Origin of the sequence: Oceanobacillus limi, assembly GCF_900111445.1 — a bacterium.
Classification (GTDB): Bacteria; Bacillota; Bacilli; order Bacillales; family Amphibacillaceae; genus Ornithinibacillus; species Ornithinibacillus limi.
Genome location: NZ_FOHE01000012.1, coordinates 13707 through 31434, shown reverse-complemented (window position 1 = coordinate 31434; position 17728 = coordinate 13707). Strand labels below are relative to the sequence as shown.

Genomic DNA, 17728 nt, shown 5'->3' with positions numbered 1-17728 from the left:
GATGAGGAGAATGAAAAAGATACTATTTGTCTTAGCAGCTGTCGTCCTTATATTGCCGTCATTTCTTGTAACGGCTTCAACAAGTGACAGTAAATCAGAGGATGATACTGCTAACAGCGATGGGGAAATTTCTTCGAAGGATGAAGTCGTCTATGCAACACTTCACGCCAATGGGGAAAGCCAAGATATTTATGTTGTAAACACATTTGACATATCTGAGTCAGGAAACGTAATTGACTTTGGAAATTATTCAAGTGTGAAAAACTTAACCGACTTGTCAGAAATAGAGCAAAGCGACAATAAGGTTCAATTTACCGCGGAAGAAGGCAAATTCTACTACCAAGGAAATATGGATAAAGAGCCTTTGCCGTGGGATGTTTCTGTAGCCTATTATTTAGACGGAAAGGAAATTTCTCCAGAGGAAATAGCCGGAAAAGAGGGTTCTATCCAAATTCGGATTGAAACTGCTGCGAATGAAAATGTTGATCCGATATTTTATGAAAACTATTTATTACAGATCTCCCTTCCGCTAGATACAAGTATTTTTAGTAATATCAGGGCGGAGGATGGGATGGTTGCCAATGCTGGGAAAAACAAGCAAGTGACCTTTACCGTCATGCCGGAAAAAGAAGAAACGCTTGTCGTAGAAGCAGATGCTGTCGGTTTTGAACTAGACGGAGTTGAGATCACTGGTATTCCATCCTCTATGTCGATTGAAGAGCCAGATGTAGATGAGATGACAGGGGAAATGAGGACGTTATCTGATGCCATTGCTGAGTTAAACGATGGTGTTGGCGAATTGGAAAATGGAGTTTCCGAGTTAAATCGCGGTGTAGCGGATTTACAGGATGGTTCCGGCCAATTTAATCGTGGCTTGGCTGATCTTGACGGTGGGTCTGGTGATCTCGTAAATGGTTCCGAGGAAATTGCACAAGCACTGGAAACAATCACCAAATCCCTTGGCGATGCCGACGACATGGATTTGAGTGACTTGGATCAATTGGCAAATGGTCTTGGAGAAATAGTAAAAGGCCTCGATGAAACGGTTCAAGGCTTGGAAAGGCTAAAAGGAAATTATGCCACTGCATATAATGCCTTGGATGAAGCAATGGAAGCCATTCCTAGTCATAACGTTTCCAAACAAGAGATACAAGAATTATATAGTAGTGGCGCAGAACCTGATGTAGTTGATAGATTAGTTGAAACGTATACCGCTGCTCGTACTGCAAAAGGAACGTATGACGAAGTGAAGCAAGCATTTGGTGTAGTGGATCAAACATTAGAAGGAGTAATTGATGGACTCTCCGAAATGAAAGCAAACCTAGAAACGATGGCATCAGAATTATCTACTTCACTAGAAAACATGGATACAGACGGCTTGGCCCAGCTTCAAGAAGGTTTAACGAGCTTGTCTAAGAACTATGATTCCTTCCATGATGGATTAGTCGATTATACTGGCGGAGTAAATGAGTTATCGAACGCTTATAAAGAGCTACATGGCGGGATTGTCGACTTATCGGATGGAACCAGTGAATTAGAAAATGGTGTTGGCGAATTACACGATGGTACAACAGAATTGGATGAATCAACGAGTGATTTACCAGACCAAATGACAGATGAAATTGATCAGATGATGAATGAATATGATAAATCAGATTTTGAAGCAAAGTCGTTTGTTTCCGAGGAAAATGAGAAGGTAAACTCCGTACAATTTATTTTAAAGACGGAAAGTATTACCAATGAGGATCCCGAAACAACGGATGCGCCTGAAGAAGTGGAAGAAGAAAAAGGATTTTGGGAAAAATTGATGGCTTTATTTAAATGAGAAATGTGAAAAAGGTGCCAAACCTGGGTGAGGGGGATGGCACCTTTTTATTTGGGGTGTGTTGGGGGGAGTGGGCGTTGTACGTGATTGGGTGGAGGTTGTTATGAGCGGATCGGTGTCGAATATGAGCGGAACTATGATTTTATGCACATAAGGTGCCAGGCACTCATTCCAAGTGGAGGAGAGGTGGGTTGCATGTGATGGGGGGAGGTTGTTATGAGCGAATACGTGTCGAATATAAGCGATACTATGATTTTATGAGCGAGAATAGGATTTTATGAGCCAAATGGTGTCGAATAGGAGCCACAATCCAAATTTATGAGCATAACCCCGAAACCCACTCAAGGTGCCAGGCACCCCCAACAAGGGATGGAGAGGTGGAGTTGTAAGCGATTGGGTGGAGGTTGTTATGAGCGAATACGTGTCGAATATGAGCGGAACTATGATTTTATGAGCGAGAATAGAATTATATGAGCCAAATGATGTCGAATAGGAGCCACAATCCAAATTTATGAGCATAACCCCAAAACCCACTCAAGGTGCCAGGCACCTGCCACAAGGGATGGAGAGATGGAGTTGTAAGTGATTTGGTGGAGGTTGTTATGAGCGAATACGTGTCGAATATGAGCCAAACTATGATTTTATGAGCGAGAATAGAATTATATGAGCCAAATGGTGTCGAATATGCGCCGAAATCCAAATTTATGAGCACAAACCCCAAAATCCACATAAGGTGCCAGGCACCCCCAACAAGGGATGGTTAAATTCTCATCTCAAAGGGTATTGTATAAAAGAAGGAGGGAACAGGCTTTGCGATATGTCATTATTGGTGGTGTCGCTGCTGGAATGAGTGCAGCGATGGAAATTATTCGTACAGATGAGACGGCAGATGTGACCGTGCTTGAACGTGGGGATGTTTATTCCTATGGACAATGCGGGCTACCATACGTAATCGGAGGAGTCATACCATCTGTAGATAAAGTTATTGCAAGAATTGTGGAAACGTTTCGAGATAAATATCATATTGATGCAAAGGTACATACTGAGGTAACAAAGGTTGATACAGATCAGCAGGTGGTACATGGAGTACATACAGAAACGAAGGAACCATTTCAAGCTCCTTATGATCGATTGCTGATTGCCTTAGGGTCCGTTCCAATTGTGCCAGATTGGAAGGGAATTGATTTACAAGGGATTCATACGTTAAAAACTTTGGACGATACATTAGGAATTAAGGATGATCTCACAGATAAAATAAGACATGTCACGATTGTTGGTGGGGGATATGTCGGCCTGGAAATGGCTGAGAACTTTCGGAACCTAGGAAAGGATGTATCGATGATTCAACGCGGTGAACAAGTTGCAACTATATTTGACCTTGATATGGCTGAATTAATTCATGAAGAAGCGAAGAAACAAGGTGTTGAGCTTATATTGGGGGAGGCTGTCGAGGGATTTACCGGAGAGGAGCGGGTTGAAACAGTTGTAACTGATAAAAATTCTTACCAGACAGATTTCGTTCTTTTAGCTATCGGTGTCCGACCTGAAACCGACTTGTTAAAAGATACTGGTATCTATAGGAATAAGCAAGGTGCCATTCATGTAAACTCTTATATGCAAACGTCCATTGACTATGTTTACGCAGCTGGAAATTGCGCAACGCAGTTTCATATTATTAAGCAATTGGATGACTATATTCCACTAGGGACAACTGCAAATAAACAAGGAAGAATAGCGGGTGCGAACATGGCAGGGAATGCGTTGGCATTTAAAGGCATTGTTGGGACATCAATTATGAAGTTCTTTGATTTAACCCTAGGAAGAACCGGGTTAAACGAAAAAGAAGCCGAACGCTATAATCTGCCGTTTGGAGTCATGAAAACAAAAGCCCTTTCCCATGCTGGCTACTACCCTGGTGGTGAGTCGTTACATGTAAAACTCATCTATCATAAAGAAACCAAGCAATTACTTGGAGGCCAAGTAATTGGAAAAGAAGGAGTAGACAAGCGAATTGATGTCTTAGCAACTGCGCTTTATAATCAGATGACGATTCACCAGCTATTAGATTTGGATCTAGCCTACGCACCACCATATAACGGCGTCTGGGACCCAATCCAACAACTAGCCAGAAAAACCAAAAGGTAAAAGCAACATTTTAGTGCCCATTTCGGTGCCAGGCACCACCGTGGCACCACCACCAAACGCCGAAACATCAAGGCCTGAGGCACTTCATATAGGTGCCAGGCACCTTAGTGGGGGGACGCCTTAGCAGTTGGCGGGTTTAGGTTTGTGTTAAGCTATGGGGAAGGAGGGGAGTTTGTTGTGATTTCGTTTGAGAATGTGTCGAAGAAATATCGGGATGGAACGGTTGCTGTGGATGGGATTGATTTCACAGTGAATAAAGGGGAATTTTTTGTTCTCATTGGTCCGAGTGGTAGTGGAAAGACAACTACACTGAAAATGATGAACCGTTTAATTCCGATAAGCGACGGGACTATTTATATTGATGGAAAGAAAATAAGTGAATATAACATACATGAATTGCGCTGGAATATTGGTTATGTCCTGCAACAAATTGCTTTATTTCCACACATGACGATTGAAGAAAATATAGCAATTGTGCCGGAATTGAAGCAATGGAATAAAGGGAAAATTCATGAACGAGTAACGGAGTTATTGGATATGGTGGGGTTAGACCCAGATGTGTTTCGAACTCGTAAACCAAGTGAGCTTTCTGGTGGCGAACAACAAAGGGTTGGGGTTGTACGTGCGTTAGCTGCTGATCCAGATATCATTTTGATGGACGAGCCATTTAGTGCACTTGATCCGATAAGTCGGGATAAATTGCAGGAAGATATAATTCACCTGCAAAAAACAATTAAGAAAACAATTGTGTTTGTGACCCATGATATGAAGGAAGCAATAAAATTAGCGGATCGGATATGTCTCATGAATGAAGGGAAAATCGTTCAGCTGGGAACACCGAATGAGATCATAAGCAATCCCAATACGGATTTCGTAAAAGATTTTGTTGGTGATACATCAACATTTGGTTCGCAATTTAATCTAGAAGCACTGATGGAGTCCATTGATACGGAAGATAGTAAGCTGGAACAAATCCCGACCATTTCAATTTCTGCAACTCTTGAAGAGGTTGTAAAGCAATTATCTCAGCACGATCAATTAGCGGTTGATAAAAATGGTAAATCCATCGGTGTCATAGATAGAAAAATGCTTATAGACTATTTTTCTTCACAACTCGTAGAAGGAGAGGATCGTCATGTCTAACCTTCTAGAAGTTTTTCAAAGTCGGCAAACAGAACTGATCCAAGCATTGATAGAACATATCCAAATTTCGTTTATTGCATTATTTTTTGCGGTTATCATTGCTATTCCTTTAGGGATTTATTTAACTAGAACCGTCCGATTAGCAGAGAGTATTATAGGGATTACCGCTGTGTTGCAGACGATTCCTTCTCTAGCGTTGCTAGGACTTTTTATTCCGTTATTTGGTATTGGTAAATTTCCTGCCATTATTGCGTTAGTCGCTTATGCTTTGCTTCCAATACTAAGGAATACCTATACGGGAATTAAAGAAGTGGATTCTTCCTTAATAGAAGCAGCCATGGCAATGGGAATGAATACGACGAAACAATTATGGAAGGTAGAATTACCAATAGCCATGCCAGTGATAATGGCAGGGATTCGAACGGCTATGGTGCTTATTGTTGGTACAGCAACCCTTGCAGCATTGATTGGTGCAGGCGGTTTAGGGGATATTATCTTACTCGGTATCGACCGAAATAATTCAGCACTTATTATACTTGGTGCAATACCAGCTGCATTATTAGCATTATTATTTGATTTGCTACTACGGAGAATGGAAAAACTCTCTTTTAGAAAATCCCTAGCCACAACTGGAATCATTGTTGTATTGGCATTAGGCATTTCGATCGTCCCTAATCTGATTAGCGACGAACAAGAGACGCTTGTGATCGGAGGAAAGTTAGGGGCAGAGCCTGAAATACTCATTAATATGTACAAAATTCTCATTGAGGACGAGACCGATTTGAAGGTTGAATTGGAGCCTAGTTTAGGTAAAACATCGTTTTTGTTTAATGCATTACAATCCGGCAGTATAGATATTTACCCTGAGTTTACAGGAACGGCCGTTTCCCAATTTTTGAAGGAAACTGCCGTAAGTAATGATCGAGAAGAAGTTTATCAGCAAGCACGTGATGGGCTTTTAGAAGAATTTAATTTAGCACTGCTAGAACCAATGCAATTCAATAATACCTATGCACTAGCAGTTGATCCTTCGTTTGCGGAAAAACATGATCTCGAAACGATTTCCGATTTACATGGGATAGAAGACGAGGTGAAAGCGGGCTTCACGCTAGAATTTACCGATCGTGAAGACGGCTACCTAGGCATTCAAGAAGTATATCAGCTTGATTTTCCGAATCTAGCAACGATGGAACCGAAGCTTCGGTATAACGCGATGGAACAGGGAGATATTAATGTAATCGATGCCTACTCTACAGATAGTGAATTGAGAAGATATAATCTGACTGTATTGGAGGACGATCAACAACTATTTCCTCCGTATCAAGGGGCCGCATTACTTCGACAACAAACATTGGATACCTATCCAGAAATAGAGGAAATATTAAATCAGTTAGCTGGAAAAATAACCGATGATCAAATGCGAGAAATGAACTATTTGGTTGCAGTTGAGGGGGAAAGTGCTAGAGAAGTAGCTCAGGATTATTTGGAAGAGGCAGGGTTCGTTGACTAGATGACGGCCTGAAAGTCGCGTGAATCCTCTGAGAAAGTACTTCATAGAGGGAATGAAGGCCAAACATCCACGTGAATTCCGTGAGAAAGTACTTCATAAAGGGAATGAAGGCCAAAAATCCGCGTCAATCCTGTGGGAAAGTACTTCATAGAGGGGATGAAGGCCAAAAATCCACGTGAATCCTCTGAGAAAGTACTTCATAGAGGGAATGAAGTACAAAAATCCGAGTGCCCCCGCGAGAAAGTACTTCATAAGGAAGATGAAGACATGAATAAGAGCAAATCCAAGTCAAACCTTCCTTCACCAAGAAATTAAAGCACAAACTTAGAACGAGGCAAATCCACTTACTATGAGCGACAATGAAAAAATAAAGCAAATAAGTCTTCCTATTCCCTCACCAAATAAGCAACAAGTTAGACATTGCATATGAAATGGATTTACGATAGATATAAGGAAAAAGCAATTGTAGAAAGGATGAGTAGTTTGAAAACATTAGTTGTTGGTGCCAATGGTCAAATTGGGAAACATCTCGTTTCGTTCATTCAGGATAGTGATGGAATCGAAGCGAAGGCAATGATTCGGAAACAAGAGCAAGCCTCCTTCTTTGAAAATCTAGGTGCTGAAACAGTACTTACCGATCTCGAAAATGATGATATCGACACAATCACCAAAGCTGCTGAGGGAGTAGATGCCATTGTATTTACTGCTGGATCCGGTCCACATACCGGGAAAGACAAAACCATCATGGTCGATTTAGATGGTGCTGTGAAGACAATTGAAGCAGCAAAAGCGGCTGGTGTGAAGCGGTATGTCATGGTAAGTTCATTTGACACGACACGTCAAGCAATCCAAGATGCTCCAGAGTCGTTTGCACCTTATGTTGCTGCCAAGCATTATGCCGATGAATGGTTAAAGGCAACTGATTTGGACTATACGATCGTACATCCAGGTGGCCTTACAAATGATAAAGGTATTGGAACAGTAGAGGCAGCCACTGAGGTTGACCGCGGTGAAATACCTCGGGAGGATGTAGCAAAGGTTCTCCTAGAAACTTTGAAAAATGACGCGACGATTGGGAAAGAATTTCAAATCGTAACTGGAACAACTCCGGTTGAAGAAGCGGTAAAATCGGTTTAAGCCAAATACATGTGAAAAGACAATTTGCCTATGGGTGAATTGTCTTTTTTACTGGTAAAATTGAATCGCATCCAAGAGGGCATTTTCCCAATACGAAATGCATGAATATTATGGAAATTAGTTCCGACTTTCGTTACTATAAAATTAAGGAAGTTATTTTGCAAATTTGAAAAAATGGTTATCTAGTTATCTATATAAATGAGAGGAAGGATTTAAATGACCGAGGTAACAAAAACGCATGACACGACTATTCCTAGAAAAAAACGTCGTACTTGGTATATTCATCTCTTCATTTTTGCCATCGTACAAATCCTATTATTGATATTTGAAGGTGCTTCTGATTGGTTGATATTTAACTTGAATCCAGTTGGAGAGTGGGTTTTAGCTACTATTCCCATTGCTGAATGGGTTCCACTTCATAACAATGAATCGATTAATTTTCTTACTGCGGTATGGGGAATTGTTGTAATTTTACACGGAATTGTTTCTTTTTCCTATATGATTTGGCCGAGGGAGAGTAAATCGACGCATTCGTGATCTGAAATTCAACAACGCTTGACACTTTTCTACACGTATGGTTAAATAAAATTAAACCGTTTACAATTTAAAAAGGATTGTTACTGTTCGGCAGGCAAAACCTAAATTTGTGGAATGATATCTTTACATGGGATATCTATGATCAAATTTAGGTTTTTCTTTTTTCTAAAAGTAAATGGAGTGGCATGATTAGTTGATCAGAGGTTTTATGTATAATAAATAGTAGGTAAAAAATATGATTTAGAGGTAGTGTTTTCATGGAAATTAAGAAGGTCTTAAACAATAACGTTGTCATTACGGAAAATGAAAATAACCAGGAATTGGTTGTTATGGGGAAAGGGTTAGCTTTTCAAAAGAAGGTTGGTCAGTCCGTTGATACGTCTAAAATTGAGAAAACGTTTGTACTGCAAAATACAAATACATCCGAAAAACTAGATCAATTATTAAAAAACACCTCTGAGAAATATTTAGACTTAGCCTCTGAGATTTTGAAATATGCCCAATCAAAGTTGTCCTATAATCTGGATGAATACCTGTATGTCGCTTTGACCGATCATATTAGCTTTGCTATTAGTAGGCATGAGCAAGGGATCCAATTGAAGAATACCCTGTTGTATGAAATTAAGAAATACTATAAAAGAGAGTATGAGATTGGGTTAAAAGCGTTGGATTTCATAGAAGAAAAATTAGGCGTACGTTTTGATGAAGATGAAGCAGGATCGATTGCCTTACATTTGGTGAACAGTGAGTTATCTGGAGAAAATATGGAGATCGCGATACAAGTGACCGACATTGTTCGGGATATCTTGAATATTGTGAAGTACCATTATCAAGTGGAACTCGATGAAAACTCGATTAACTATGATCGATTTTTAACCCATCTTCGGTTCTTTGCGTTTCGTTTCATTCGAAAAGAGAAAATGGAAGATACGGTGGATGATTTTCTTCATGAACAAATTCAGAGGAAATACGAAAATGCGTATGCTTGTACGCGAAAAATTGATATCTATTTGAAGAACCATTTCAATTGGTATTTATCCAAGGATGAAGCAGTCTACTTAACGGTTCATATCCATCGTGTAACGTATCGACAGCAACATCCTAATTGATGAAAACGGTTTTAAAAAACGGTTTGACATAGGTCAAAAGTCATGGTAAGTTTAAGTTGTTAATTAATTAACAACAATCAAATATTTTCGAAATCATTTTTAGGAATGTTACCTAATTTGGGCATAACCTGATCTGATTTGAATCATGTAACACACTATTTCTGTGTGTAGATTCAAGTCTGGTCAGGTTTTTTATTTGGCAAATGCCATGAATAAAAACGAAAAAAACTAGGGAGAGAAGGTTGTGAACGATGAAGTATAGTCAATTAGCAAAAGACATTATTGCAAATGTCGGTGGAAAAGAAAACGTTAAGAGTGTGGTTCACTGTATTACGCGTCTTCGTTTTAAATTAAAAGATGAAAGCAAAGCGAATACAGATGTATTAAAAAATATGGACGGTGTTGTAACCGTTATGAAGAGTGGTGGCCAATATCAAGTTGTTATTGGGAACCATGTGCCAGATGTATATAAAGCCGTGGTAGCTGAAGGTGGATTTGAAGCTGCTAAGTCAGAGGACGAAGATACTGGCGAAAAAGGAAGTCTATTTAATCGCTTTATCGAAATTATTTCCGGAATCTTTACGCCAATATTATCCGTATTAGTGGCTTCTGGTATGATCAAAGGATTTAATGCCTTGTTTGTTGCTCTCGGATGGCTTGACGATCAAGGTGGAACGTATCAAGTTCTAAATGCCATTGGAGATGGATTGTTCTACTTCTTACCAATATTCTTAGGCTATACCGCAATGAAGATTTTTGGTGGAACTCCATTCTTAGGTATGGTCATCGCAAGTGCTTTGGTTTATCCAGATCTTGAAGGACTCATTGGAGCTGGAGAACCGTTATACACATTATTTGCAGGAACCGTATTTGAATCGCCAGTATATATTGAATTCTTCGGGATTCCAGTTATTTTAATGACATACTCTATGTCTGTAATACCAATTATTATATCCGCATTTTTTGCTGCAAAGTTGGAAAAATTCTTTGCAAAAATTGTTCCAGACGTTGTCAAAACGTTTATCGTTCCAATGTTTACATTATTAATTATTGTTCCATTAACATTTATTATTATCGGTCCGATCGCAACTTGGGCAAGTCAATTACTTGGACAGGGAACTGTTTGGGTTTATGATTTAAGTCCAATCATTGCCGGTGCATTCCTTGGTGGTTTTTGGTTGGTGTTTGTTATGTTTGGTCTGCATTGGGGACTTGTTCCAATCGGGATCAACAACTTCGCAAGTCAAGGTTGGGACCCAATTTTAGCATTAATATTTGTTCATTCATTTGCATTAGCAGGTGCAATCTTTGCCGTTTGGTTACGCACGAAAAACAAAAATACAAAAACCCTTAGTATTCCAGCAATTATTTCTGCCATCTTTGGTGTGACGGAGCCTGGAATGTATGGTATTGCTTTACCACTTAAGAGACCATTTTTCTTCACGCTTATTTCATCCGCACTTGGTGGAGCGATGTTAGGATTCTTTGGTACAAAAGGATATGTAATGGGGGGACTTGGTGTCTTCCAAATTCCTAGCTTCATATCTCCAGAAGGTATTGATATGTCACTAATTGGTGCGATTATCGCAGCTATCATTGGTATGGTTTTAGCTTTCGTATTAACCTACTTATTCGGCGGAATTCGTAAAGCTGAAGGGACGGCAACAACAACAGAAGAAGCAAACGAGCCAGCAGTAAGTACGACTAAAGTAAAAAGCGAAGTCGTTGTTAGTCCTTTTTATGGACAGATGAAAAATTTAGCTGAGATTGAAGATACTGCTTTTGCATCTGGTGCATTAGGCAAAGGGGTAGCAGTGGAGCCGACGGAAGGAAAGTTATTAGCACCTGTTTCTGGTACCGTGTCTGCATTATTCCCAAGTAACCATGCAATTGGAATTACTTCGGATGAAGGTGCAGAGATTTTAATCCACGTTGGAATGGATACGGTCCAATTAGAAGGCAAACACTTTACACCACACGCACAACAAGGTGATCGTGTGGAACGAGGCCAATTATTAATTGAATTTGATGGAAATGCAATTAAAGAAGCTGGCTTTGAATTAACTACTCCAGTAGTTGTTACAAATCATGATCAATATGAATTAACAGCAACAAGCGCACAAGAAGTGAAACCTGAAGATTTATTAATCGAATTAAGAGCAAAGTAATAAAAACGTTAAAGGAAAATGCGTTTCGATCCAGTACGGAGCGCTTTTCCCTTCTACTTAACTTTTGATTGAACATAGGAGGAATAGACAATGACGAAACAATTCCCTGAAGGATTTTTATGGGGTGGTGCTACCGCTGCCAATCAATTAGAAGGTGGTTTTCATGAAGGTGGAAAGGGTGCGAATCTTGCAGATGTTTTACCAGGTGGTAAAGAAGCTAGACTAGGATTACTTTCACAAACGGGTTTTGATTTTACAATAGATGAATCGAAATATACGTACCCAAATCATGAAGCAATTGACTTTTATCATCGTTACAAAGAAGATATCGCGCTATTTGCTGAGATGGGCTTTAAAGTATTTCGTTTAAGCATTGCTTGGAGCCGCATTTTCCCGAATGGAGATGAACAAGAGCCGAACGAAGAAGGATTGGCATTTTATGATCGTGTCTTTGATGAATTGCACAAGCACGGGATTGAACCGTTGGTAACAATCGCACATTACGAAACACCGTTACATTTGATTAAAGAATATGGTGGCTGGAGAAATCGTAAATTGGTTAGCTTCTTTGAACGTTATGTAAGAACGATTTTTACACGCTATAAGGATAAAGTGAAATACTGGCTAACGTTTAACGAAATTAATGGTGCAACACACATGCCACTATTAGGGCTTGGTTTTTCACCTGAAAGCGAGGAAACACGCCTGCAAGATAGCTTCCAAGGGTTGCACCACCAATTTGTGGCTAGTGCACAAGCAGTTAAGCTAGGTCATGAAATTATTCCCGAATCTCAAATTGGTTGTATGCTGATTTACGCGCCGGTTTATTCGTATGATTCCAACCCTGAAAATGTCATGCATGCTCGCGCGGAAAGTGATATCTTTAATTTCTTCTGTGGGGATGTACAAGTGCGTGGGGAATATCCTTACTTTGCGAAGCGATATTTTAAAGAGAATAATATCGAGCTTGATATCCAAGACGGGGATCTTGAAACAATAAAAGAGGGAACGGTAGATTTTATTTCGTTCAGTTATTATATGTCTCGAACAGATAAAAAAGTTAAAACACCAGAAGAAGTTGGTCAAGGAAACTTAGTCGGTGGCGTTAAAAATCCATTCTTAGAGGCAAGTGATTGGGGATGGGAAATTGATCCTGTTGGTTTACGCATTGCGTTAAATGAACTATATGGTCGCTACGAAAAACCGCTCATGATTGTTGAAAATGGATTAGGAGCTTACGACAAAGTGGAAGAAGACGGATCCATCAATGATGACTATCGCATTGATTACCTACGTGCACATATTGAGCGAATGGGGGAAGCCATTGAAGATGGTGTGGACTTGATTGGCTACACAAGCTGGGGATGTATTGATTTAGTAAGTGCATCTTCTGGTGAGTATTCAAAGCGTTATGGTTATATTTATGTAGATAAGCATGACGATGGGACTGGTACGATGGAACGTAGCCGTAAAAAGTCGTTCTTCTGGTATAAGGATGTTATTGCTTCTAATGGAGCGAATTTATAAAATGCAACGACAATCAGTGAGGCTCAGGCTATTCCTCACTGATTTACTTTATTTTCATAGAAGAGGTGAATGGTAATGGCAAAAGACAAAAATGGCTTCCCGAAAGGATTTTTATGGGGTGGAGCGATTGCTGCAAACCAGACAGAAGGTGCTTACTTAGAGGATGGAAAAGGTTTAACAACCGTGGATCTGCTTCCAACAGGGGAAAAGAGGTTCCCGATAATGCTAGGAGATCTTCCTTCCTATCAACCTTTAGAAGGGGAATTTTATCCTTCCCATGAGGCGATAGATTTTTACCATCGCTACAAAGAAGATATTGCCCTTTTTGCGGAAATGGGCTTTCAATCATTACGCCTTTCAATTTCATGGGCACGTATTTTTCCAAATGGAGACGATGCAGAACCAAATGAAGCAGGGTTACAATTTTATGATAATCTATTTGATGAATTGCAGAAACATGGGATTGAACCAGTTGTTACACTAGCCCATTTTGATGTGCCTGTCCATTTAGTAGAGGCATATGGTAGCTGGAAAAATCGTAAATTAATAGGTTTCTTTGAAAAGTATGCGAAAACGGTATTTACACGCTATAAAGATAAAGTGAAATATTGGTTAACGTTTAATGAGATCAATATGCTATTACATCTCCCTTATGTCGGTGCCGGACTAGTGTTCAAAGAAGGGGAAGACGAGCAGCAAGTAAAATACCAAGCAGCACATCATCAACTAGTTGCTAGTGCATTAGCGGTAAAAGCAGGTCATGAAATCATCCCTGATGCTCAAATTGGTTGTATGCTAGCAGCAGGAATGACTTATGCGTATTCCAGTAACCCAAATGATGTATGGGATGCAATGGAAAAGGACAGAGAGTCTTTCTTCTTCATCGATGTACAATCTCGCGGGGAATATCCTAGTTATGCGGAGCGTTTCTTCCAAGACAATGGTATTACGATTGACATGGAAGAGGGGGATACAGAAATTCTCAAGAATCACACGGTAGACTATATCGGGTTTAGCTATTATTCTAGTCGACTAACAAGTACAGATCCTAAAGTTCAAGAAAATACAACGAGTGGGAATGTGTTTGGTTCCATTTCAAATCCGTATTTAGAGAAATCCGAATGGGGTTGGACAATTGATCCAAAAGGCTTCCGAATTACCGCGAATCAGTTGTATGACCGTTATCAAAAACCATTGTTTGTAGTGGAAAATGGTCTTGGGGCCGTTGATGAGCTGGATTCGGATGGACAAGTTAGCGATGATTATCGTATCGAATATTTGCGTGCACATATGAAAGAAATGCGTGAAGCGGTGAATGATGGTGTAGATATTATTGGTTATACGAGTTGGGGACCAATTGATATTGTCAGTGCATCCACTGGCGAAATGAAAAAGCGATACGGCTATATTTATGTTGACCGAGATAATGAAGGAAAGGGTTCCTTCAATCGTAGGAAAAAGAAAAGCTTTGATTGGTATAAGCAAGTCATTGAATCGAATGGAGAAAATTTGGAGTAGATTGTAAAAAAGCATCTCTGTTAAAACAAGTAGTTCCGTTTCAGTGGAGAAACATACGAAATAGCATACCGTTTAAGAGACCAAATCGCATATGATTTGGTCTCTTATTTTTCCCTTATATATCAACGATTATTAGGATTTACGCTTGAATTAGCATACAAAATTGCAACCAAATTATCATAATGTCAATAGCTGTTATCAATGTGATTTTTTCCTATGCTAATTTGTATGTTATTTGCGAGGCTGGTTTTTCAAATCGAAGTAAGTAATTGTAATTTTATGTTAAAATAAATGTAAAGTTTGTGAATCGTTGTTCTTAAACTAACGGGCAGGTTAGTTTAATAAGAAATCACAAAAGTAATGAGCGTTTACTTTAAAATAAGATTAAACGGGGGTTTATATGCGAAAAGTTTATCTAGATAGAACAGAATTAACTGGAGCCGCCATAGCTGTAGATTTAGAAGATACTCAAGTTATACTAGCAGGGACAACGATGTTTCCTATGAGTGCTCATGATAAAAATGAAGAGTATCAAAAATATGCTTGCGATTATGATATACAATTTATCTTTGACGATGATATTCCACATTTAGAATTTTTTACGGTTCCACATGTAGATATTATGGCAAAAGATAGTAAGGGTGGATTTATCGGAACTGTTTATCAACCGTGTGATTTGGCAAGTGACGAACGACCAATTTGTTATATCAATAGGGATTTAGAGTTCTTGCTAATTTCTGAAAACTTAAAAGATTTTCTGAGTAATGTAGGAACTTGGCAAGACGACTTGAAACCCTATGATAAAATTACCATTTATCGTTCGAAAGCAGAAGCAGAAACTGAACTAGAATTTATCGATTTTTCTGTCTGATAGTCCTCCATTATTATAAATTCATATTTAACTAACGGGGTGCGTTACTTTAATAAGGTAATTCCAGCGACAGTAAGGAAGTGAATAAAAATGTGGCAATTATGGCAAGAACCACTTTTAATACTTGGAGGACTTATTGTTTTTGAAATAATTAGAAGGTACAGCTCCAAAACACAGACACCATTTAGAAAGTCTGTATTGAATGTCGCAATACCAACCTTAATTGTTATTGTTATATCTTTTGTTGGTGATAAGTTATTGCACTAATCACCCTTTAGTTCAACAAGAAAATATAAAATAGAACGCTTGGGTAATAAAAATACCCAAGCGTTTTAGTTTGCTATTTGTACTGTTATTATAGTGCTAAACATATTGGTTGACCAACGTCCCATAATTCAACAATTTGGTCATCTTTAAAACGGAAAATATGTACAATAGCGCCTCCAAGTTCTTCTAGAGTTTGTCTTACATGGGAGTGCACGGCAACTGTATTCCCTTCTTGAATAGCTTGTTTGACTTCAAATACTTTATGAGGACTTTGGGCAGCACTTTCTTCCATTGCATGCATCAGTGAATCAGCATTCCCTTTAAAGTAAGGGTTATGATGTAAAAAATCAGAGTCTATGTAACGTTGATATGCCTCGCGAACCTTCCCTGTTGCTACAAGCTGTAGGAACGAGGTCGCTTTTTCTTTAAGACTAGTCCCCTGCTGTTTCGTATCCATATCGATCAACCTTTCGATTTGTAATTAGATAGAATAGTAAGGGATGCCTAAATTAGTGTCAATTGATGGGAAAGAATCCTCTATAGTAAACACATTTAATGTTGGATAATTCTGAATTCAATTACGTTTTATGCTATAATTTTATAAAAATATTTTTCTAGGAGGAAGTTCATTTGAGTATTCATTTCCAAACGACCAAAACAATCAATCTGCCAAGGTCAAAAGTGTACACCGGATTGCTTGATCTGGAATCTGCAAACCATTGGATGCAAGGGCTAGTAAGAATTGAGCGCTTGGATGAGGGGGATTTACAGGTGGGAAGTCAATGGTTGGAAACTAGAAAAATGTTTGGTAAAGAGGCAACGGAACACTTTGAAGTCGTTGAACTCCAAGAACCAGAAAAGATTGTGTTTCGCTGTGATGGAACAAAAGGCACTACGGGAAAAGGAGAGTTTGTTTTTACATACTTGCTTAATGCAAAGGGTGATGATACCGAAATTGAGTTGAACGGAGAGATCAATGGACTTACTGGGTTATCGAAACTTTTTGGGAAGATGATGGCAGGTACTTTTAAAAAAGCATGTATGAAGGACTTGGATTCATTAGGAGGCTATTTGGAAAAATAGTGCCTAGTAAGAGAATTCCTCTGCTTGCTTGAAGAGTCACTTAATAGTTCTTCATTCATAATAACTTTATATATTTTACATAAAGCACGGAAAATAACACAGATTCTCCGTGCTTTGCTCTTTTTCTTACTGTAATTTCAAAACATTTATAGTTGAATCTTTATAAGTAATTCTTGTTCAAAAGTGGAAAGTATTTAATGATTGATTACTAGTTCTTTTTCGATTTCTTTCAAAACCCCACTCTTTAATTGGAAAACTCGGTCCCCATATGGCAAAACATCATAATCATGGGTGACAAAGAAGATTGTTCTTCCTTCTCCATTTAGGTCTTTTAGTATGCGAAGAACATTGTCACGAGAACTTTGATCAAGATTTCCAGTTGGTTCATCGCAAATGAGGAGGCTAGGGTCATTTAATAGCGCCCTTGCAATGGCTACACGTTGTTTCTCTCCCCCAGACAAGTTTGGAGGAGTCGCTTCCATTCGCTCCTCTAATCCTAACGTACGTAGTAATGCTTCTGACCGTTCTCGCAATTTGGCTTCTTTCTTATATGGCCATTCTGGAAGCATGACATTTTGCTTAGCAGTATATGCAGGAAATAATTCATACTCTTGAAAAATAAAACCAATGTTGTTGCGTCGGAATTCTCGTATTTCCTTTTCAGAAGCGCGAAGAACATCTAGGTCACCTATCCTTACATTTGATCCAGTGTCCGCTGTCATCATCCCTGCAACACACTTCAGTAAGGTTGTTTTTCCTGAACCTGAGGGACCGATGATATTAACCCATTCCCCTTGGTTAACATGAAAGGAAACCTTGTTTAAGACTTGTTTTTCTTCAATTTCCGATTGATACGTTTTAGATAGAGTATCAATTAACATTTCCATT

General features: G+C 39.1%; 15 protein-coding genes. 13 read left to right on the top strand and 2 right to left on the bottom strand.

Translation table 11 applies throughout. The annotated features are described in order from the left end of the window. The first annotated feature begins 1 nt into the window (after position 1). From BMX40_RS13070 to BMX40_RS20335, 12 genes are all read left to right on the top strand, one after another. Positions 2–1825 (top strand): YhgE/Pip domain-containing protein, encoded by a 1824-nt coding sequence (locus tag BMX40_RS13070; protein WP_342028682.1) that lies wholly within the window; start codon positions 2–4, stop codon positions 1823–1825. Between the two features lie 810 nt (positions 1826–2635). Continuing rightward, entirely contained in the window at positions 2636–3970 is a 1335-nt protein-coding gene (locus tag BMX40_RS13065; RefSeq protein ID WP_090870634.1) for a CoA-disulfide reductase, read from the top strand. A 177-nt stretch (positions 3971–4147) separates the two neighbouring features. Continuing rightward, positions 4148–5113, top strand: coding sequence for an ABC transporter ATP-binding protein (locus tag BMX40_RS13060; protein WP_090870771.1), 966 nt, complete (start codon positions 4148–4150; stop codon positions 5111–5113). Beyond that, complete coding sequence (gene opuFB, locus BMX40_RS13055; protein WP_090870632.1) at positions 5106–6623, top strand: osmoprotectant update ABC transporter permease/substrate-binding subunit OpuFB; 1518 nt, start codon at positions 5106–5108, stop codon at positions 6621–6623. The genes BMX40_RS13060 and opuFB overlap by 8 nt, the downstream gene beginning before the upstream one ends. A gap of 426 nt (positions 6624–7049) precedes the next feature. Then, on the top strand, positions 7050–7760 hold the full coding sequence (locus BMX40_RS13050; protein ID WP_244513541.1) for an SDR family oxidoreductase: 711 nt from the start codon (positions 7050–7052) through the stop codon (positions 7758–7760). Between the two features lie 216 nt (positions 7761–7976). Then, a complete protein-coding gene (locus BMX40_RS13045) occupies positions 7977–8297 on the top strand; it encodes a YfzA family protein (protein WP_090870630.1) in 321 nt (106 codons plus the stop codon). Positions 8298–8554: 257 nt separating this feature from the next. Continuing rightward, complete coding sequence (gene licT / locus BMX40_RS13040; protein WP_090870628.1) at positions 8555–9406, top strand: BglG family transcription antiterminator LicT; 852 nt, start codon at positions 8555–8557, stop codon at positions 9404–9406. Between the two features lie 251 nt (positions 9407–9657). Next, positions 9658–11574: a beta-glucoside-specific PTS transporter subunit IIABC gene (locus BMX40_RS13035; protein WP_090870626.1), complete on the top strand. Its 1917-nt coding sequence runs from the start codon at positions 9658–9660 to the stop codon at positions 11572–11574. A gap of 90 nt (positions 11575–11664) precedes the next feature. Further along, positions 11665–13101, top strand: coding sequence for a glycoside hydrolase family 1 protein (locus BMX40_RS13030; RefSeq protein ID WP_090870624.1), 1437 nt, complete (start codon positions 11665–11667; stop codon positions 13099–13101). 75 nt (positions 13102–13176) lie between these two features. Further along, positions 13177–14619 (top strand): 6-phospho-beta-glucosidase, encoded by a 1443-nt coding sequence (locus BMX40_RS13025; RefSeq protein WP_090870622.1) that lies wholly within the window; start codon positions 13177–13179, stop codon positions 14617–14619. A gap of 400 nt (positions 14620–15019) precedes the next feature. Further along, positions 15020–15490: a hypothetical protein gene (locus tag BMX40_RS13020; protein ID WP_090870620.1), complete on the top strand. Its 471-nt coding sequence runs from the start codon at positions 15020–15022 to the stop codon at positions 15488–15490. 90 nt (positions 15491–15580) lie between these two features. Next, the gene (locus tag BMX40_RS20335) at positions 15581–15757 is read left to right on the top strand and encodes a hypothetical protein (RefSeq protein ID WP_170840788.1); all 177 of its coding nucleotides are present in this window, start codon (positions 15581–15583) and stop codon (positions 15755–15757) included. An 88-nt stretch (positions 15758–15845) separates the two neighbouring features. Here BMX40_RS20335 and BMX40_RS13015 read toward each other — a convergent pair whose 3' ends face one another. Further along, on the bottom strand, positions 15846–16214 hold the full coding sequence (locus tag BMX40_RS13015; RefSeq protein ID WP_090870618.1) for a nuclear transport factor 2 family protein: 369 nt from the start codon (positions 16212–16214) through the stop codon (positions 15846–15848). Between the two features lie 173 nt (positions 16215–16387). Between BMX40_RS13015 and BMX40_RS13010 the strand changes: the two genes are divergently transcribed. After that, a complete protein-coding gene (locus tag BMX40_RS13010) occupies positions 16388–16840 on the top strand; it encodes an SRPBCC family protein (protein WP_090870617.1) in 453 nt (150 codons plus the stop codon). A 194-nt stretch (positions 16841–17034) separates the two neighbouring features. Here the strand turns inward: BMX40_RS13010 and BMX40_RS13005 are convergent, their stop codons facing one another. Beyond that, entirely contained in the window at positions 17035–17727 is a 693-nt protein-coding gene (locus BMX40_RS13005; protein ID WP_090870615.1) for an ABC transporter ATP-binding protein, read from the bottom strand. Between the last annotated feature and the right edge of the window lies 1 nt (position 17728).